The following is a 19,593-nucleotide window of genomic DNA, read 5'->3' on the forward strand; positions in this document are numbered from 1 at the left end:
TCGCTATGATAACCAATCCTGAACTGATCGAATCAACACCCCTAGAAGAAGAATGCGATTTTGCTTCAATGTTTGCTGCAAATGAGCGAAGGGTTACAAGTGGTGGGATTCAAGAAGGTATGATCGTAAAAATTGATCCAGAATTTACACTAATTGCCGTTAATGGAGCAAAACAAGAGGGGCGATTATCAACTGCAGAGATTACAGATGACGATGGCAAACTATTGTTTAAAGAAGGCGACAAAATAGAAGTCTATACGACTTTTTTCAATGAGCGTCCAAACATCTCTTACAAAAAAGTCATCAAAATGAAAAACATCGAGGCAAAGATTCAAGCTCTCCAAGGTGATTATCAAGACAAAATTGTTGAGTGCAAAATCATCAAAAAAAATCGAGGTGGTTATATCGTTGAGTTTGATGGTGCAGAAGCATTTTTGCCACGCTTTGCATCAGCCCTCAAAGAGGACAACAAAAACATTGGCAAAACTTTCAAAGTGTGCATTACCGACATCAAGCCAGAAGAGCAAACCATCTATGTATCACGCAAAAGATTTTTGGATTTGGATCGCAGCGGCAGAGAAGAAAGAGTCAAAAAGCTTCTTGAAGGTGATAATGTCAGAGAAGGTGTGATTAGCAAAATCACTCCCTTTGGTATTTTTGTCGAAATTGATGGAATCGAGGGCTTAGCTCACTACACAGAGCTCAGTCATCGTGGACCTATCAATCCAACCACACTTTTCAAAGTTGGAGAAAAAACACTTGTCAAAATTCTCGCATACGATGCAGAAAAACATCGCCTCTCTCTCTCTGTCAAAGGTGCAAGTGAAGATCCTTGGAAAGAGATTGAAAGCCAACTCGATCTTGGCGATCAAATCAAAGTCGTTGTAAGCAATATTGAGAACTATGGTGCTTTTGTGGATCTTGGCAATGGAGCCGAAGGATTTTTGCATATTTCAGAAATTTCTTGGAACAAAAATCTCAAGCACCCTGCAGATATACTCACACAAGGACAAGAGATCAATGTCGAGATTATCGAAATGAACTCTCAAAACAAGCGTCTTAGAGTTTCTCTCAAACGCTTGTTGCCAAAACCATTCACAAACTTCAAAAATACACATCAAGTAGGCGATGTGGTTGAGGGCAAAATCGCCAAAATTGCAGATTTTGGTTTGTTTGTCAATCTTGGCGAAGTCGATGGACTGATCCACAATGAAGATATTTGTTGGGCTAGAGAAAAAACAAGCAAAGATTTCAAAGCAGGTGAAAATGTGCAAGCCAAAATCATCAAAATCGATCAAGACAAAGAAAAAATCTCTTTGTCTATCAAGGCACTCACAGAATCACCTATTAAACTTTTCGCCAAAACACATCAGGTCGATGATCAAGTTGAAGGCACAATCCTTGCCATCAAAGATTTTGGAGTGTTTATAGATTTGGGAGACAAAGTTGAAGCACTCATTCGTGATGAAGATTTGCATCCACTCAAAAAAGAAGAATTGCAAGTTGGCGACAAGATTGCTTGTGCGATAGCTTTTATTGACAAAAATTACGACAAGATTCGAGCGTCAGTAAGGAAGCTTGAACGCATTAAAGAATTGCAACACCTCAAAGACTACAATGAGGATACAAAAATGACGCTTGGTGACAAAATCAAACTATAATCCCAATGAAACATTACAAAGCCCTAATCACTGCTGTCTTTTTGTTGGTGATTACGGGGCTTTTTGTTGCGATCGCATACTTCATCCTCAATGACACACACCCCCCTCATTTAGAAACCCTAGAACCAAACAATCAGACAACACAACAAACGACAGAGAAAGGGTGGATAGACGCTATCGCCAATCAAAAGCAAAAAAGTTACATCTACCCCACAAATGAGTTGATGATGAAGTTCAATTTCAAAAGCAACCAAGAAGATCCGTTGCGTTTGATTGTTGATGATTTAAGTGAATATCGTTTTTATTGCCTTAATCAAGTTTTGAGCAACAATCAAGTCGAATATGCCTATTATCGCAAGGGCAAAACAATCCAGCTTGTTGTGTTTCTCAATGACGAGATTAAGCGTAAAAAGATCCTTGAAGATTTCAAATATTATCAAATCAGCTATTCGATTCAAGGGCAGGATAAGCCGCTCCCACCCGATCAAAAATAAGCAAAAATTTCCTGAATCTCTTTTGGAGATAGATTCCTAGCCAAACACAACTCAAGCAAAATCTTAGCCTTTGGCACACTGAGCCCAAACGCTGGAACAAAATCACTCTCTGCGACAAACCCGTGACTGCCGCGACTGCCAACGACTACCATCACCCCTTTTTGATACAAATCGCTCAAAAAAGCTTTGATAGAATCGGGCATATTTCCAGCACCACACCCTGCGACAACTATGCCCGAGACATTACAATCAGCAAGCCAAGCAATATTTTCTACTTTGATTCCAGCATAGATATAAACAATCTCTACGCGTTTTCCGCTCAAAAGCTCTTTGCTTTCAAACACAGGGTGATTGCGAGGATTAGCAGCATTGAAACCAATAATCTGTCTATCTAGGATATAGCCCATCTCCCCACCATTGCGACAAGCGAAGGCATCGACATTGTAGGTGTGTGCTTTGTAAATTGTTTTGGGTGAAAAGATTTTGTCATTCATCACCACAGCGACAAACCCACCTAGATTTGATGCAGCGAGTGCTAGAGCATTTGAGAGATTTTTGAGACTATCGCTTCCTAGAGCACAAGGAGGTCGCATCCCTCCAACCAATACCACAGGCTTATCCCCACGATAACACATATCAAGAGCAAAAGCACTCTCTTCCATTGTGTCTGTCCCGTGAGTGATCACAAAACCATCATAATTTGCATTGTTTTGGGATAAAAAATCAAGGATTGCCACCCAAATCTCTTTTTGGATTTCCACACTATCGATTTGAGCGATGACTTTTGTATCGATGATGACATTTGTCTGTAAATCCTGCGTGATCAATGAGCTGACATCAAGTGTCCCTGCTTGATAGTGTGTGCTATCAAGCCCACCTCCACCTCCACCAGCGATTGTGCCACCGGTGGCAATGACACAGACTTTTGGGAGATTATTTTGCATTTGGGATAAAGAGTTGTTGATTTTGGAGCCTGAAGTCCTTGATCGCTTTTTGCCCCTCTTTGCCTGTGATCCAATCGATGAATTTGATCGCACCTTGATAATCCACCTTTGGACAACGCTTGGGATTGACAGCCATCACAGAATAGAAGTTTTTAAGCACATCATCACCTTCCACCAAAATCACCAAGCCTTTTTGCCCCTTCAAACTTGTGCGATATTTGATAAAAGTCCCACGATCGCTAAGAGTGATAGCCTTTTTTTGATTTGCAATATTGATTGTTGCAAGCATTCCTTGACCGCTTTCTTGATACCAACTATCTTCACGACTAGGAGCAGAGCCATTGACTTTTTTCCAAATCGCCACTTCTTTGTTGTGCGTCCCACTCTTGTCACCACGAGAAACAAAAGGGATTTTGTGTTGCTTGATCCAAGCAAATGCCTCTTGGATTGTTTTGCCCTTCAAATCTTTCAGATAAGCCTCTTCTCCAATGATCACAAAATCATTATACATCACCGCTTTTCTATCCACACCATAGCCATCGGCTACATATTGCTCCTCTACTTTTGGAGAATGCACGAGCAAAACACTCACATCACAATTCTGTCCGAGCTTGAGTGCATTGCCCGTCCCCACACTCACCCATTGCAACTCAATCCCTGTCGCTTTCTGAAACTTTGGTGCTAATACATCAAGCAAACCTGTATTGTCCGTGCTAGTCGTTGTTGCCATTTTCAACGGCTCTCCACCAAATACAAAAACCACAAAACCCAACGCTATAGACAGAAACTTCGCCATTTATCTTCACTCCTTATTTTTGGTAAAATCTTGAAAAACTAATTATACTTTGGATTCTTTATGGATTTTATTCTAAATGGTTTCTACGAGGCGTTTTTGTTGCTCTATCATCTTGATAGTGCAACCACTAGTGCCATCTACAATACTTTCTCAACTTCCACCCTCTCTATATTCATTGCCACCTTTGTCGGTTTGCCACTTGGCTTTGGGCTGGGCTATTTTAATTTTAGGGGCAAAAAAACTCTCAAGATTATTTGCGATACACTTCTAGCTTTTCCCACAGTCGTTGTGGGGCTGATTGTCTATGCGTTCATCAACGCTCAAGGACCATTGGGGCACTATGGATTGCTATTTAGCAATACAGGAGTCATCATCGGGCAAACAATCCTTGCACTACCTATTGTCATCGCCCTTAGCTCCTCTGTAGTTGAAAACATGAATCCCCTTTTGCGTCTGACGCTCAAATCCTTCAACCTCACTCACGCACAAATGATCAAAACAACACTATGGGAGCTTAGACACTCGCTCCTAAGTGTCATCATCACCGCATACTCTAGAATCATCAGTGAAATTGGTATTGCAATGATGATTGGAGGCAATATCAAATGGCACACACGCACCATCACCACAGCGATCTCACTAGAAACCAACAAAGGCGAGTTTGCCCTTGCTATCGCTCTTGGCATTGTGCTAGTCATCGTCGCACTTCTCATCAATCTTGCATTATCACTTTTGAAGGAATACAAATCCTAATGCTCTATCAACTAACGCACATCAAACACTACTATGAAAACAAAATAGTCCTAGATTTCAACTCCCTGCAAATCTCCCAAGGAGAAATCATTGGCATTAGTGGCAAAAACGGGAGTGGCAAAAGCACACTTTTGCGTCTGCTCGCCTTTCTAGAGTCCCCTACTTTTGGCGAAGTCAAATACTTCGGCACTTCACGCACACAAATTGCCATACTTTTGCCTGAGATTCAGCTCCTCTCTAGAAGTGTCAGAGCCAACCTAGAATACATCCTCCAAATCCGTCATCAACCCCCCAATCCTCAAAAAATCGCCGATGTGCTAAAACTCGCAGGTTTGGAGCCAAAGACATTTCTAGAAAGAAAACACTATGAGCTTAGCAGTGGAGAGAAGCAAAGAGTGGGATTAGCCCAACGCCTATTGCTGGAACCCAAAGTATTACTCCTTGATGAGCCAACCAACAGCCTAGATCATCTAGGACTCAAAACCTTGTCCGAAGCGATTCAATGGTGTCATCAAGAATACAACACAACAATCATCACAATCAGCCACGACAAAAAATGGCTTGAAAAAAACTCCCAAAAACTGCTCAAGCTCCACTTTGGAGAACTCATCAATCAAAAAGAAGCCAATCTCCTATCACACAATTGGAGCAAAAATCAAAATGGCGAAAAATATTATGATTTTGGCAATGGGGCGATACTAGAACTCCCCCAAAGCAAAGAAATCGATTTGAGAGAGGGGATTTTCATCCATCAAGACCACATTTTGTTGCATTGCGATCAACACCCATCGTTTGAAGCGGTTATTATCGGAATACGCACTCTTGCAAATCGCACAGATGAAGTGCTTCTTGAGATCGCTTTGGGCAAAGAAGTGTTGAAAAAATACATTCCAAAAGAGCAAATCCCCCATTTCCAAATCTTGCAAACAATCGCTATTAGCTTTGATACCACCCAAATCGCCCAAGCCAATCAAAAATGATTAACGCTTGAGTTGATTAACGGTTTGGAGCATCGAATCTGCGGTTTGAATACTTTTTGAGTTTGCCTCATAAGCCCTTTGCCCTGTGATCAAATCTGTCATCTCCTCCACAAGCTTGACATTACTAAGCTCGATGAATCCTTGCCTTAATTGCCCCATTCCATTTTGCCCTGCTACCCCTGCGATTGGATCCCCTGAAGCATTGGTATTGATATAGAGATTGTCTCCCAAAGAATGCAACCCCGCAGGATTGATAAAATTCACAATCTCAATCTGCCCCAATACTGCCACATCAGTTTGATTCCCTGACAAAGCACTCACGGTGCCATCTGTGCCGATGCTGATTTGAGTCGTCCCCTCTGGGATATTGATCTCTGGCACAAGTGGATAACCATCAGAATTGACGATTGCACCATTGGCATCGATTTTGAAACTTCCGCTACGAGTGTAGCCGATATTGCCATCAGGGAGTTGGATTTGGAAAAATCCATTTCCTGTAATCGCCACATCAAGATTGTTATCTGTCTCTTTCAAGCTCCCTTGAGAAAACATTTTTGCCACAGCGATTGGACGCACCCCAAGCCCCACTTCAATGCCTGTAGGAGATTGCGTATTGTCACTTGTATTTGTCCCTGCATATTGCATTGTTTGATAGAGCAAATCGCTAAATTCTGCTCTTTGCTTTTTGTATCCGATAGTATTCACATTGGCAATGTTGTTAGATGTGGTATCAATCTGCATTTGTTGCCCTAGCATTCCTGTAGTTGCTGTATGTAATGCTCTTATCATTTTTTACTCCTTATGCCCTAACGGCTAATTTTTGAATCGCTTCAGTATTGAGATCATCGGTATGGGTTTTCATCACCTTTTGATACATATCCACAAGGCGATTGGTTTCAATCAAACTAGTCATCTCTAGCACTGCATTCACATTGCTTTTTTCCAAATAGCCCTGCGTCAAGACATCCACATTGTTTTCATACATCTCTCTGTCTCGAGCCAAATCATCGCCAACATACTCATACAAACCATCTGCAGTTTTTTTGAGATATCTCATATCTGCAAAAGACACGATTGCAAGTGCTCCAGCTGGGACATTTTCCCCCGCAGGAGTTCTGACAAATACATTGCCACTTGGTGTGACAGCCACATCTCCAGAGGCATTCAGCACAATCCCTCCTTCGCTATCTATCCAATTACGGCTAAGGATTTTCATCCCTCTTTTATTGACGACATTTCCATTTTCATCAAGGTTGAAACTCCCATCTCGCGTATATCTCACGCCATCAGGCGTCTGCACTGCAAAAAATGCGTTTTCTTTCTTGAGTGTAAAATCTAATGGATTGTCTGTTTTGCTCATCGCACCCAAAGCCCTATCTGTGAATTCCTCGGTCACAATAGGCACTTTATCCATTGCACGATTCCAATATTGAGCCGCCTCTCTTGTGTTGTCCTCTATAGGAAGCTCATCACGCTCTCCTTTCAAAATACGCATAAAATCACCAATTGCTACATCATCTCTTTTGTAAGCATTTGTATTAAGGTTGGCAAGATTGTTTGCAATCACATCAAGACGATTGAACTGCGTCACCATTCCACCTGTCGCACTATAATATCCGCTTTGCATTCCTTTGCTCCGTGTAATAAATTTCAAGTCTTAAAGCAACAATCGTTCCTTTTTGATGATTCAAGATAGCAGATATACAAATGCTCAAATATTAAGAATTGTTATCATTAAAGTATTATGCTTACAACTTTATTTTGTGATCTACAAGGATTTGGATGGAATTTTTACGCACATATCTTGATTATATGATTTTTTCTACATTGGGATTAATGGGCTTTGTGTCTATATGGCTTAGCATTGAACGCATTGTATATTTCAAACAAATCAAACTTGAGGATTTCAAAACGCTAGATTCTCTAGAAGAATCCCTCACCAAACATATAACCACCCTCTATATCATCTATTCCAATGCACCTTATGTAGGACTATTGGGGACGATTGGAGGAATCATCGTAACTTTTTATGGAATGAGCCTAGGCACAGAGATTGATGCCAAGAAAATAATGGCAGATCTTTCTTTGGCTCTTGAGGCAACAGGGGCTGGGCTATTGGTCGCTATCCCCACCCTCATCTCCTATAACGCACTGCTAAGAAAAATCGATCTCATTCTCAATCGCTACAAGGCAGAACGATGAGAATAAAAAGAGGAGATGGGCTAAATATCATTCCGCTCATTGATGTAATGCTTGTTTTGCTTGCGATTGTTTTGAGTGTTTCGACTTTCATAGCACAAGGGCATATCAAAATAGCAGTCCCACAAGCAGATTCTACAACCCAAAGCCATCAGCCAAAAAAGCAGATTGTCATCTCTGTAGATTCTAATAATCAAATCTATCTTGACAACACCCCAACAACAATCGCCCAACTCAAGCAATCTTTTGCACATATAGATTCCAACACATCGATAAAACTTCAAAGCGACAAAGAATCAAGATTTGAAATTTTTGTCCAGATTCTAGACATTCTCAAAGACAAGCAATATGAAAGCCTTGATATTTCGACCAAAAAAAATTAACCCCACTCTCTTTGGTTTTTGCTGTGCTTTGGCATTATACGCATTGCTCTTTTTTGCATTGCTTAGCACTCAAGACCACAAAATCTCAATCCAAGAAAATGGAAACCAAACTTTCACCCTCAAACTCACCAAATCTAGTATCAAAGCACAGACAAAACAAGAAAAAAGCCTAGCCAACCCCCCAAAGCCAAAACAAACCCCGATTCCAAAAAACATTCGCAAAGCAGAAAACAAAACAATCAAACAAACTCAAAAAATAACCCCCCAAAACGCACTTGAACAAACAAAAGAAGTAGCACAAAACACCCCACCCAAAGACATATCTTCAAACACAAAAGCAGACACACAAGCAGAACAAGAGATTGAAGCACTAGCTTACAATCAAGGGGTCACAGATGACTTTTTGTCCAAAATTCATCAAGCTATTTCCAACAACAATTCCTATCCACGCATTGCAAAAATTAGAGGATTGGAGGGTGATGTGATCATAGGATTTTGTCTCAATATCGATGGAAGCTTAGAAGAATTACAAATCTTGCAAAGCACAGCAGACACTCTACTCAACACAACAGCCCTCAAAGCAGTTTCCAAAGCCTCCAAATCTTTCCCAAAACCCACACGCAGAGTAAGAATCAAAGTTCCAATTTCTTACCACTTTGCAAAAAAATAATAATAGTTTTAAGAATTATTATTATAATTGTGATATTATTCTAGACAAATATTACTAGGAGAAAAAATGATCTTATACAATAATTCTATAAGACACCTATCTGTCTTTTTGCTTTTATCTCACTTCGCTGTAGCTCAAAATACACAAAGTGATGAGCAAGAATTAAACAAAATCATAACAATTGGAGTCAAAACTGGGCTCGATGAGCTCAATCGCAATATCTACAATGTCGATCAAGAGATGATTAATAGCAAAGGCTACACTTCATTGCATCAAGTTTTTTCATATATGCCCTTTATCAGCTTTAGCAATGTTGGCACAGGGAGCAATATCGATATACGAGGACAGGGAAATAGCGCCAATGTCAATACGCAGATTCGACTCAATGGCATCAGTCTCAATCTACTCGATTCTTCACACGGTGTGACCCCATTGGAGAGTATAGGACTTAGCGAGATTGAAAATATAGAGATTTTGCCCGGAGGAGGTGCGGTAATGTATGGCAGTGGAACACGCGGTGGGGTGGTTAATATTGTCACCAAAAAACGCTATGAGACATTATCCGGAAGTGTCGGCGGAGGCTATAGCTATAGCAATGGCTCTGGTGCAGATCTAAATGCAAAAATTGGAGGTAAGATAGGACAAGGGCTTTATTTGAGTGCTGGAGGCAACTATACTTTTACCCAAGGCTATCGTGATGGTGATATCAAAAACCTAGGAAATGTTTCAGGGAATCTCACTTGGGATATCAATCCATCCAACTCAATTGGTATTGATCTAGACTACTTTGGCAGCCAAGAAAACACTACTCCACTCTTACATTTTGCAGACATTGCTAATCCCACAAAAAAAGATCGTTTCAAAGCTGGCAATGGCAAAATCAAAACCCTACAAAATCGTATAAGCGTTGGGGCAAACTATGATTTATCCCTTTCTAGTTCACAAAAGCTCAATATCAAAGCCTTCTTTCAAAACTATAATTTAAAGTATCAAGATAATTTGCAAATTATGGATTATCATTATGCGTCTTTCAACTTACCCAATACGCACATCAATCAAGATGGTAGCCAATTTCTAGATCGCAAAATAGGTTTGGAGATGCAATACAACCTCAAACACGAAAACGGGAATCTAATCATTGGACTAGACAGCATTTATAACACTGGTGAAAGAAATCTCAATTTTGATATTGATTGGAAAGGCGATATCAAAATACCAATACCACCAAAACTCATAATGCAACTCTCTAGCTACAAGCATCTCATACAAACCAAAGTCAATGCCAATAAATGGAGCAACTCTCTATTTTTGATCGAAAAATACGATTTTACTCAATCTTTTTCTCTCACTGCAGGAGGAAGATATGAATTAGCATATTACAGTGGACATCGAAATCTTTATAATGATATGAATATAGGTATGAATATAGGTATGAAACCTGCTGCTGGATCTAGAGGAGAGCAAATCGAGCATCCTCAAACAACTAGAAGTCATTTATCTCAACGCCATTTAGGAACTCCTTCCTATGGAGAACGAGCGAGTTCTCCCCGCACCCCATACACCTTAAATAAAGAATTTTCTCAAATAACACATAACTACGCTCTAGAGCTTACTCCTGCTTTTTATTTTCAAGCAGGAAATGTCTATGTCAAATATGAAAAAGGCTTCCGCTCTCCTAGTCCCGACAACCTCACAAGTCGCAGTGGAAGTGGCAAAAGTCATCCATATCTAGACACCAATGTCAAATCCGAGGATTATCATACTTTTGAGGTGGGGAGCAAACTCTTTGCTGGGGATTTTGCATTTTTCTCCCTTGCTGGATACTACACGCTCACTCAAAACGAGATTTACACCATTGGCAGCGCACACTCAGGAAATGGTTTCAAAGTTGGTAACTACAAACTCACTCAAAGAGCGGGAGCAGAGATTGTTGGAGAACAAGGATTTTTTGATGAAAGACTTCGATTGATTGAGAGTTTTTCTTATGTTGATGCAAGGATTTTGGATTCTGGGATTGCAAGCGTGCAAAACAACACACTCATTCCCTATGTCAGCAATTACAAAGCGACATTGGGTCTCAATTATACCTTCGTGCCAAACTGGACATTTTGGATCAATCAATCCTTTGTGGGTAGCCAAAAAGACACAGCACAAAACACGATACCTGCCTATAACCTTACAGATTTTGGGTTTAATTTCAACCATCAAAGCTTTTCTCTAAGCTTTGGTATTCGCAATCTCTTTGATAGTTTTTACTATGATTTTTACAACAAAGACAAAAGCGATGAAATCGTAGGTTATGCCTTCCTAATTGCACAAGGGCGTAGCTACTTCCTAGAAGGACACTACAAATTTTAGGCAGTTAGCAAATTTTATTTTAAGGAGTTGGAAATGGATTTTTCAAGCATTATTAAACATATGAACGATCATCATCAAGCAGAGATGATTGGGCTTTGCAAAAAGTTTGGCAATGCCAAAGAGGTGCAAAAAGTGGAGCTAGAGAGCGTGGATTTTGGGGGGTTGGATCTTGTCTATGATGGGCAGAAGCTCAGAGTGGAGTTCCCTCAAAAAGCCGACGCTCAAACAATCAAACAAGCAATCATTGATCTTTGCACAAGCGTGCCTCAAACTCTTGAGTTTGACAAGGTGAAGCAAGAAATCGCAGAGTTCAAACAAGAGTTTGGCTCTTGCATACTTGCAACCCTTACAAAAGAGGGCTTCCCCCTCAGCTCATATTCTCCGCTCATTCAAATGGAGGGCAAAAACTACATTTACATCAGTGCGACTGCAGAGCATTTTGACAACATCAAAACCAATCCCGATAAAATCGAGGTGATGTTTCTAGAAGATGAATGCAAGGCAAAATCTATCATCGTGAGAAAAAGACTCCGCTACAAAGCACAAGCAAGGTTTGTCGAGCGTGGTTGCGAGGAGTTTGAAAAAGCCCTAGATCATCTTGAATCTAGTATGGGTGGAAGTGGTGGTATCAAAACCATTCGCAATTTTAGTGATTTTTATCTGATTGAGCTTTCCTTTGGGAGTGGGCGTTTTGTCAAAGGATTTGGTCAAGCCTACATTCTTAAAGAAAATGGGGAAGTCGAGCATATCGGTATCACAGGCAATCCACACGGAAACCCACACGGCAATCCTAATGGCAACCCACACCAACCTGATCTAAAGCCTCAACAATGAGGCTTGGGGCAAGAAAATGCAAGACACTTTGAGCAATCTTGAAACTTATGGCTATATCCTTTTGTTTTTTTCCACATTTGGTGGAGGAATAATCCCTCTCATCTGTGCTTCAGTATTGGCTGGTATAGGCAAACTCGATCTGTTTTTGTGTATTGTTGTTGCAATATGTGGCAATTTTGTCGGAAGTTTATTGCTTGTTTATCTTGCACGATTCCAAAAAAAGGAGTTCGGAGCTTATTTCCACAAACATCGGCGTAAAATCGCCATTGCCCATATTTGGCTCAAGCGTTATGGAATCTGGCTCTTTTTCATCAACAAATTCATCTATGGATTCAAGACGATTCTACCTCTTGCGGTGGGGTTAAGCAAATATCCCATCAAAGTGTTTGGATTTTTCAATCTACTTGCTGCGATACTTTGGGCGGTTTGTATCGGAATGCTTGGGTATTTCACCTCACACTTCATCATCAATCTCTTTGAAGAATGGCAAGAGTATTCTTACTTATTTCCAGTGCTTTTTGTTGTTGTCGTTTTGGCGATTTATCAAATCCTCAAGATCAAAACCAAAAAGTTGCATTCCAAAAATCAAAGTCGCAAAAACTAGAAAATATGAGCCACTGCGATACTCACACCACAATCGTGGGTCACGCTCACATCGATACGGGAGATAGCAAAAGCCTTGCATTTCTCTTCTGTTAGACAGACGATAGGTCTTCCTCTCGCGTCTTTGGTAATACAAATATCCAAAAATCCCAATTCTTGGGAGATACCCACCCCCAAAGCCTTGGACACCGCCTCTTTGATCGCCCAAAACCCCGCTATGCGTTGATGATTCCACACACCTCCACTTTGGCAAAGCTTTTGCTCTGCTTCAGACAAAAAATATGGGACAAACTTCTGAGGGAAGCGTTCGCACACCTTCCTAATGCGTTCAATGCCAACGACATCAATTCCTATCATTGAATCACAAACTCTGTGAAAAACACACTCTTGATGTAGCCATCAGACATATAGGCATTGATTTCTTGAGCAATCTCTTCTTGTAGCTTGAGTTTGCCTTTGGGTGATGAAATCTCCAAAAAAGTTTTGGAGGACAAAATCTTGTTGATTGTATCTTGGATAATCGGAAGTTTTGCTGTGATTTCTTTTTGCATCTCTGGCACACTAAGCTCAAGGGAAATAGAAGTTTTGATATATCTACGCCCATTGTCACCCATAAGGTTTGCAATAAATGGCTGTGGGATTGCAAAAATTGGACCGGGCTTTGCCAAATCTGACTTCATCGCTTGAGATTTGCGAGATTTTTGCATTTCTTGCGGAGCTTCTTGCACACCCTCTTGGCTTTTCTCCTCACCTCCACCAAGCAACAAAACAACAACAATCGCAATAACAATCACAAGCAAAACAACAATCCCTGCGATCGCGATAATCAGCCCCTTGCCACCTTTATTGCTTTTTACCTCTTCTTCTTCAGCCATAATTTTTCCTTTGTTTTTGTTTAAAATCCTGCATTATACAATAATGAGCTATATTTTTGTCCTAAGTGTAGAAGTTCGTCGCCTTTGGCGTTTCAAACTACGCTAACCACAATAGAGGGCATCGTTCTATTTTAATCTTACTGTTGCAAAAGGGTGATTTTTTTGGGGGAGCCAGAATCTCTTAGGATTCTTTTTGGGGTTTACTTTTGCAAAAGCAGATTTTCTAGTTTTTCAAGCTTGGCTTGGAGTTTTTCTTTTGAGGTTGGTTTGTTGGGAGTTATGCTTTTTTGGTGATTCTAGAATCTCTAAGATTCTCTCTTTTTGGTTTGGCTTGAGAGAATCACGGATTTAGGTTTTTTTTGAGTTTTGCTTGAAACTTTCTTTTAGGCTTTACTTGACTAAAGTACGGCTTTTGGTTTTTCAAGCTTGGCTTGGAGTTTTTCTTAAGGAGGTCAAGGGGAACTTATAGCAAGCGTTCCCCTTATCCCCCTTAACAACCCCCATAACCCCAGCATTGCATTAGCAAGGCTCGTTCAAGATTACATTGACTTGGAATCTTTTTGGGTTCTACAAGGTTGGTTTGGTTAGCAGTTGTTTGTGCTTATATTGAAATAGTGAGGTTTTTTATATTTTTGTGATTTTTTAAAAAATTGAAACAAGATTCTAAGAATCCAAAGAATCAAAAATGCTTTCATAAAGATTCCAAAGATTCTGAGAATTTAAAGAATCTAAACAAAAACAAGAAACTAGAATCTAGTTTCAAATCAATAAATCTAAAATCAAATCAAAAACAATAAAACCACCAAACACAATAAAACAAAAATATTGCACCCTATCGTTGAGTTGTCACACAAAAAGCGGGCAGGGGTTTGGGGGATTTTAAGGGGGATAAGGGGGGTGCCTCGCAATAAACCCCCTTGTCCCCCTTATAGAAAAAAAGCAAAACAAGTTTCAATGACTCAAAAGTGTGCTTTGGCAAAAGCAACTCCAAAAGAGAATCTAAGAGATTCCAAAAATACCAAAAGTGTGCTTTGGCAAAAGCAAGAATTAAAAAGAGAGACAGCAAACAGTGTTTTGCAAAACCGCACTTTTGGCAATTTTAGAATCCTTTGGCTTCCACAAGGTTAGTTTGGTCAGCAGTTTGCCGTGATTGTATGAAATAGTAGGGTTTTTGAGGTTTTTGTTTTTGAATTTGCAACAAGATTCTAGAATCCGTTTAGTTCAAGATGCCAAAGGTACTTGAGCCTCCCTCCCCCTCCCCTCCCCCCTCCCCCTTAAGAAACGACATAATAACTCAATGCACTTTTGCCAAATCTCTTTTGCTTGTGCAAAGCAAAACGCCCGAGCCTTTGGGGCATCTCCTGCGTTGCAAAATGCTCAAAAACAATCAAAAAAACCAAAGGATTTTTGATTGCCTCTACAAGTTTGAAACAGGCATCATAAATCCCCTCCATCCCCTCTCTGATCGCAAAAGGTGGATCCAAATACAAAACACTTGCCCCATTTAGCGTTTCTAGCAATGTCGGCAAAACCTCAAAAGTATCGCCCAAAATGCACCGCATTTGCAAACTCTCATCTTTTTGGTGCAATTTTGCAAGATTGTGCTTTAGCACTTTGTAAGCATCAGGATCTTTTTCTACAAAAATCGCTTCTTTGGCTCCACGACTCATCGCTTCAAGCCCGATAGAGCCACTCCCCCCAAAGCCCTCAATCAGCACAGCCCCCTCAATATCAGTTTGCAGCACATTGAATAATGATTCTTTGAGGATTGATTTGCTAGGGCGTGTTGTCGCACGATCTAGCATTTCCAGACACAGCCCTTTGAAACGCCCCGCAAGGATTTTGAGCGTTTTTTGACCTTTGATCATTTGTGCTTCTTGATGATTTGCACGAAGCGTTCTGTGAATTCTATCAGCAAGGCTTGGACCTCTGCTTTGACATCATCTCTGTTGCTAGGTTCTTTGTGCAAAGATTTGGCAAACTCCTCCAGACGCACCAGCAAAGCTTGAGGATTGAAAGGCAGAGTTTCTTTCTCCAAACTGATGTCAAAAAGAGGTTTGTGAGAATGCGTGAGATAATCACTCAACACAAAATCACAATCATTGATATCACACAAATAAGAGGAGAGATAATACTTCAAAGTGTCTTGCAAAAGCAGGGATTGGCATTCTAGAGCGATTTTCAAATCATATCCTTTCAAACAAATATGGGATTCTACACAATATTCAATGGATCTATATCGATTTCAAATTTTTCATAGATGAGTGATGCTGAGATTGCACGAATCAAAGCCACACTTCTATCTGAACGCAACAAAATCACAAAGCGATATTTGCCCTTGATACGCTCGATACAGGCACGACCCCCGCCAACGACCTCTATGTCATCCAACTTTTTCAAAATCTCCAAAACTTTGTGCATTTGTGCTTGAGCTTTACTGGCATTTGCATTGACAAAAGTCAGAGTGGCGAGTTTTTTGAAAGGCGGATACAAATCACGCACATACTGAAGCTCTGATTGCAAAAATGCCTCATAATCCTCCAAGTATTGCTCAAATAGCCCTTGATTTTGCGTCTGTATCAGCACTTTTCCATTCTTATACCTCCCACACCTCCCTTTGATTTGGAAAAGCAGGGACATTGCTTTTTCTTTGGCTTTGTAATCGGCTGAATGCAACACATAATCCAAACCCATAATCACCACCAAGCCGACATTGGGATAATCGTGCCCCTTGCTGAGCATTTGTGTGCCAACCAAACAATCTATTTCTGATCGCTCAAACTGCCCTAGCGTTTCTTCTAGTTTTTTTTGCGTTTTGATGTGATCGCGATCAAAGATACCAATTTGCATCGAGGGAAACCGCTCTTGCAGTTCTTGTGAGATCTGTGCAGTCCCGATGCGATGAGAGTGCAGATGCCCTCCATTGCATTGTGGGCAAGAGATGGGCAAAGCTTGAGTGAAATGGCAATAATGGCAACGCAATAGATTTTTGCGAGAATGCACACTCATTGAAACACTACAAAAAGGACAGGCAAAACTATACCCGCAATCTCCACACATCAAGCTTTTGAAATTCGCTCTAGTGGGGGTGAAAATCATAATTTGCCTACCCTCCCTCTGCTCTTGCTCAATGGATTGGCAAACCCTTGCGCTCAATGATGTTGGCTCATCTAGAAACAATATTTCCACGCGCGTATCAAAATGCTTTTTAAGTCGATAAATCCCCTGCTTTTCTCGCATTTGGTAGTAGGTTTTGAGGCTTGGAGTGGCTGAACCCAAAAGCACTTTGGCACCTATCTTGTTGCCAAGATAGATTGCCAAATCACGCGCATTGTATCGTGGTGCCTGTTGGGATTTATAAGAATCATCGTGCTCTTCATCCACGATGATCATCCCCAAAGATTGCAAAGGTAGAAACAAAGCACTGCGTGTGCCTATCACAAGGCGGATTGTGCCATCTTGGATTCCATTGAGAAGCTTTTGTTTGTGTTTTTTGGAGATTTTGGAATGCCACACACCCATACTCGCCCCAAACACTTTCTCCAAACGCTTGTGCATTTGCGGAGTGAGACCAATCTCAGGAATCAAAAGCAATGCAGTTTTACCAGAGGCTAACACATCAACCAGACAATGGATATACACTTCGCTTTTGCCACTTCCTGTGGCACCAAAAAGCAAAGCACACTCTCTAGACTGAATAAACTCAAAAGCCCCTTGTTGCTGTTGAGAGAGTGGCAAGATGGGTTGAAATGTGGGGGGTTGGGTTGTGGGATATTGGATAGGGGCTTGAGATTGACAAGGCACAAACAGGGCATAAGTTTGAGACAGGGTGGCACAATAATATTGTGTGACAAATTGAGCCAATGCGATCTGATGAGGGAGCAAAAATTCCTCTGTGATATTCATCTCGTTGCACGGAAATTCTGGCTTTTGCACTTCACTAAGCACCACAGCCATCACACTTTTGTTTCTGATGTCAATCTCTACGATACGCCCCTCTTGCACCACAGCAGATGCGCTATAAGTCAAAGACGGGGTGTTTAAACCAATCGGAGCAAGAAGGTAGTATTTCACACTAAATGCTGTATTTTCTTTTCTAATTGTTCATCCAACTCTTCAAGCCCATTGTGTTCTTCACGCAAAATCCGAAGCTCAGACTGCAAAGAAGCGTTCTTTTCAAGCAATTTACTTTCTTGCTCCACCTGCGTCACATACAAAAATAGCAGATCCTCAATCCCGACATAGCCACTTTTGGGTTTGAGTTTGGCATACAAAATCTCTTTGGTGCGTGTGGTGCAAGAAGCGATCGAAAAACCAAAAGTTCTTGTGCCGTCTTTGGTTTTGACAGCGACTTGGATTTGATCAGTCATTATGCAAATCGACTAACGCATCATCGATTCTGTGGAAAATCGCTTCAAGCTTTTGCTCTTCACCACTTTGTGCGATCAACAACCTTGATAGCTCCTCCTCTTTTTGTTCCAATCTGTGTTTCAGCTCTTCGTTGCTGATTTTAAGATTTTTGAGCTCTTCTTTTTGGGTTTCTATTTTTTTGCAAAGTTCCTCAACTTTGCTCACGAGTTTTTCTAATACAGACATCACTCTAACCTTGCATTGAAATTTGAAAACCGCACAATTCTACCACAGAAGTTTTGCATTCCTCATCAACAATAAGTTTTGCCAATCGTTCTCGCCAAACCACCCAAAGAAGTTTCTTTGTATTTGAGATCCATATCTCTTCCTGTCTGATACATTGTCTCAATGACTTCATCCAACCCCACGACAGGATCGCTTTGACGACTCAAAGCCATTCTTGCAGAACTCACAGCTTTGATTGCTCCAAACGCATTACGCTCGATACAGGGGATTTGCACAAGACCCGCCACAGGATCGCAAGTCAATCCCAAATGATGCTCCATAGCAATTTCAGCTGCACTGCAAATCTGCAAAGTATTCCCACCCATCGCCCAAGCCATCGCACCTGCAGCCATTGAACTTGCCGATCCGATTTCAGCTTGGCAACCTGCCTCTGCTCCACTGATAGAAGCATTCTTCCGATAGAGGGAGCCAATCACCATTGCTGTGAGCAAAAAATCCACCACCATTTTTTCATCAAATTTCTCTTGCATTTGTTCTTGTAGGTAGAGCAAAACCGCAGGGACAACGGCACAAGCCCCATTGGTAGGAGCAGTGACAACCTTGCCACCTGCACCATTTTCTTCGGCAATCGCAATCGCAAACAAAGACAAAGAATCAATAAAAGCAAAAGTATCATTTTTACCCCCTTGAAGCTTCAACAACTCTGGAGCGCGTCTTTTGAGCTTCAAAGAACCCGGCAAGAGATTATTTCTAGGGTGGCAACCATTATGATAAGATTCTTGCATCGCCTCCCAAATCTCTAGGCAATAAGCGATGATTTGCTCCTCTGAGTGAAATTGTTTTTCGTATTCCATCGAAATTTCTGGAATGGTTTTTTGGTATTTTTCACACAGAGCGATCAATTCTTTGGCATTGGAAAATCGTAGCTCCAGATTCGGATTGCTAGTTTTTGCAACAGGATTTTTGAGCTCTTCTTCAGTCGCTACAAAACCGCCTCCGACAGAATAATAAACTTGAGAGATGATGAGAGTGCCGTTTTGATCAAACGCACTAAGACGCATTCCGTTTTCGTGCAATGGTAAAAACTCTTGATGAAACAACACATCTCTTTCATAAACAAAGCCGATCTCCCTGCGTCCTGCAAGTTTGATAGTATGTTTTGTCAATGCAAGTTCAAGTATTGTTTCTTTGGATTGTGAAGTCAGAGATTTGGCTCTCACGCCATTTAGCCCGATAATACAAGCCAAATCGCTCAAATGCCCCTTGCCCGTCAAGGACAACGAGCCATATAAATCAACCAAAACGCGAGACACCTTGTCAATCTCCCCCTCCAATGCCTCGCCAAACAAATTACACGCCAACATCGGACCAACAGTGTGGGAACTGGATGGTCCAACCCCGATTTTAAAAATACTTAAATTACTCTCATCACTCATACAAACTCACT

22 protein-coding genes are annotated in these 19,593 nt (G+C 41.0%); 10 read left to right on the plus strand and 12 right to left on the minus strand.

Annotated elements, in window-relative coordinates; genetic code table 11:
• The first annotated feature begins 5 nt into the window (after positions 1–5).
• Both BBW65_RS02800 and BBW65_RS02805 read left to right on the plus strand, forming a co-directional pair.
• Positions 6–1,661, plus strand: a complete 1,656-nt coding sequence (locus BBW65_RS02800) for a 30S ribosomal protein S1 (RefSeq protein WP_066339405.1) — start codon at positions 6–8, stop codon at positions 1,659–1,661.
• Between the two features lie 5 nt (positions 1,662–1,666).
• Positions 1,667–2,155 (plus strand): hypothetical protein, encoded by a 489-nt coding sequence (locus BBW65_RS02805; protein ID WP_066339408.1) that lies wholly within the window; start codon positions 1,667–1,669, stop codon positions 2,153–2,155.
• On the opposite strand, the gene BBW65_RS02810 is transcribed toward BBW65_RS02805, so the two are convergent.
• Positions 2,146–3,099, minus strand: coding sequence for an asparaginase (locus BBW65_RS02810; RefSeq protein WP_066339410.1), 954 nt, complete (start codon positions 3,097–3,099; stop codon positions 2,146–2,148). The two genes, BBW65_RS02805 and BBW65_RS02810, sit on opposite strands and share 10 nt — an antisense overlap.
• Positions 3,089–3,895 carry a substrate-binding domain-containing protein gene (locus tag BBW65_RS02815; RefSeq protein ID WP_066339412.1) on the minus strand — a complete coding sequence of 269 codons (807 nt, stop codon included), beginning with the start codon at positions 3,893–3,895 and terminating at the stop codon, positions 3,089–3,091. Before BBW65_RS02815 ends, BBW65_RS02810 begins: the two co-directional genes overlap by 11 nt.
• A gap of 60 nt (positions 3,896–3,955) precedes the next feature.
• On the opposite strand from BBW65_RS02815, the gene BBW65_RS02820 reads away from it, so the two are divergent.
• Positions 3,956–4,648: an ABC transporter permease gene (locus tag BBW65_RS02820; RefSeq protein ID WP_066339420.1), complete on the plus strand. Its 693-nt coding sequence runs from the start codon at positions 3,956–3,958 to the stop codon at positions 4,646–4,648.
• Positions 4,648–5,628, plus strand: coding sequence for an ABC transporter ATP-binding protein (locus BBW65_RS02825; protein WP_066339422.1), 981 nt, complete (start codon positions 4,648–4,650; stop codon positions 5,626–5,628). Before BBW65_RS02820 ends, BBW65_RS02825 begins: the two co-directional genes overlap by 1 nt.
• On the opposite strand, the gene flgG is transcribed toward BBW65_RS02825, so the two are convergent.
• Positions 5,629–6,417 (minus strand): flagellar basal-body rod protein FlgG, encoded by a 789-nt coding sequence (flgG, locus tag BBW65_RS02830; protein ID WP_066339424.1) that lies wholly within the window; start codon positions 6,415–6,417, stop codon positions 5,629–5,631.
• Positions 6,418–6,427: 10 nt separating this feature from the next.
• Positions 6,428–7,255 carry a flagellar hook-basal body protein gene (locus tag BBW65_RS02835; RefSeq protein WP_066339429.1) on the minus strand — a complete coding sequence of 276 codons (828 nt, stop codon included), beginning with the start codon at positions 7,253–7,255 and terminating at the stop codon, positions 6,428–6,430.
• A gap of 155 nt (positions 7,256–7,410) precedes the next feature.
• Between BBW65_RS02835 and exbB the strand changes: the two genes are divergently transcribed.
• From exbB to BBW65_RS02865, 6 genes are all read left to right on the plus strand, one after another.
• Positions 7,411–7,830 carry a TonB-system energizer ExbB gene (exbB, locus tag BBW65_RS02840; protein WP_066339432.1) on the plus strand — a complete coding sequence of 140 codons (420 nt, stop codon included), beginning with the start codon at positions 7,411–7,413 and terminating at the stop codon, positions 7,828–7,830.
• Positions 7,827–8,210, plus strand: coding sequence for a TonB system transport protein ExbD (gene exbD, locus BBW65_RS02845; RefSeq protein ID WP_066339438.1), 384 nt, complete (start codon positions 7,827–7,829; stop codon positions 8,208–8,210). The genes exbB and exbD overlap by 4 nt, the downstream gene beginning before the upstream one ends.
• The gene (locus BBW65_RS02850) at positions 8,176–8,880 is read left to right on the plus strand and encodes an energy transducer TonB (RefSeq protein WP_066339440.1); all 705 of its coding nucleotides are present in this window, start codon (positions 8,176–8,178) and stop codon (positions 8,878–8,880) included. Before exbD ends, BBW65_RS02850 begins: the two co-directional genes overlap by 35 nt.
• 66 nt (positions 8,881–8,946) lie before the next feature.
• Positions 8,947–11,238 carry a TonB-dependent receptor gene (locus BBW65_RS02855; RefSeq protein ID WP_083986018.1) on the plus strand — a complete coding sequence of 764 codons (2,292 nt, stop codon included), beginning with the start codon at positions 8,947–8,949 and terminating at the stop codon, positions 11,236–11,238.
• Between the two features lie 33 nt (positions 11,239–11,271).
• Complete coding sequence (locus tag BBW65_RS02860) at positions 11,272–12,072, plus strand: HugZ family heme oxygenase (protein WP_066339446.1); 801 nt, start codon at positions 11,272–11,274, stop codon at positions 12,070–12,072.
• Between the two features lie 16 nt (positions 12,073–12,088).
• Positions 12,089–12,676, plus strand: a complete 588-nt coding sequence (locus BBW65_RS02865; RefSeq protein ID WP_066339448.1) for a DedA family protein — start codon at positions 12,089–12,091, stop codon at positions 12,674–12,676.
• Here BBW65_RS02865 and acpS read toward each other — a convergent pair.
• The 8 genes from acpS to BBW65_RS02910 form a co-directional block, all read right to left on the minus strand.
• Positions 12,673–13,032, minus strand: coding sequence for a holo-ACP synthase (gene acpS, locus BBW65_RS02870; protein WP_066339449.1), 360 nt, complete (start codon positions 13,030–13,032; stop codon positions 12,673–12,675). The two genes, BBW65_RS02865 and acpS, sit on opposite strands and share 4 nt — an antisense overlap.
• Positions 13,029–13,550 carry a flagellar basal body-associated FliL family protein gene (locus BBW65_RS02875; RefSeq protein WP_066339451.1) on the minus strand — a complete coding sequence of 174 codons (522 nt, stop codon included), beginning with the start codon at positions 13,548–13,550 and terminating at the stop codon, positions 13,029–13,031. Before BBW65_RS02875 ends, acpS begins: the two co-directional genes overlap by 4 nt.
• A gap of 1,274 nt (positions 13,551–14,824) precedes the next feature.
• Positions 14,825–15,418, minus strand: a complete 594-nt coding sequence (gene rsmD, locus BBW65_RS02885) for a 16S rRNA (guanine(966)-N(2))-methyltransferase RsmD (RefSeq protein WP_066339453.1) — start codon at positions 15,416–15,418, stop codon at positions 14,825–14,827.
• Positions 15,415–15,735: a hypothetical protein gene (locus tag BBW65_RS02890; RefSeq protein ID WP_066339454.1), complete on the minus strand. Its 321-nt coding sequence runs from the start codon at positions 15,733–15,735 to the stop codon at positions 15,415–15,417. Before BBW65_RS02890 ends, rsmD begins: the two co-directional genes overlap by 4 nt.
• A 29-nt stretch (positions 15,736–15,764) precedes the next feature.
• Positions 15,765–17,624 (minus strand): primosomal protein N', encoded by a 1,860-nt coding sequence (locus BBW65_RS02895; protein WP_066339456.1) that lies wholly within the window; start codon positions 17,622–17,624, stop codon positions 15,765–15,767.
• A complete protein-coding gene (locus BBW65_RS02900) occupies positions 17,621–17,920 on the minus strand; it encodes a hypothetical protein (RefSeq protein ID WP_066339458.1) in 300 nt (99 codons plus the stop codon). The genes BBW65_RS02895 and BBW65_RS02900 overlap by 4 nt, the downstream gene beginning before the upstream one ends.
• Positions 17,913–18,146 (minus strand): hypothetical protein, encoded by a 234-nt coding sequence (locus BBW65_RS02905; protein ID WP_066339460.1) that lies wholly within the window; start codon positions 18,144–18,146, stop codon positions 17,913–17,915. Before BBW65_RS02905 ends, BBW65_RS02900 begins: the two co-directional genes overlap by 8 nt.
• Before the next feature lie 65 nt (positions 18,147–18,211).
• A complete protein-coding gene (locus tag BBW65_RS02910) occupies positions 18,212–19,582 on the minus strand; it encodes an L-serine ammonia-lyase (RefSeq protein WP_066339461.1) in 1,371 nt (456 codons plus the stop codon).
• Positions 19,583–19,593 lie beyond the last annotated feature (11 nt).

This window comes from Helicobacter enhydrae, from assembly GCF_001693335.1.
Lineage (GTDB): Bacteria > Campylobacterota > Campylobacteria > Campylobacterales > Helicobacteraceae > Helicobacter_G > Helicobacter_G enhydrae.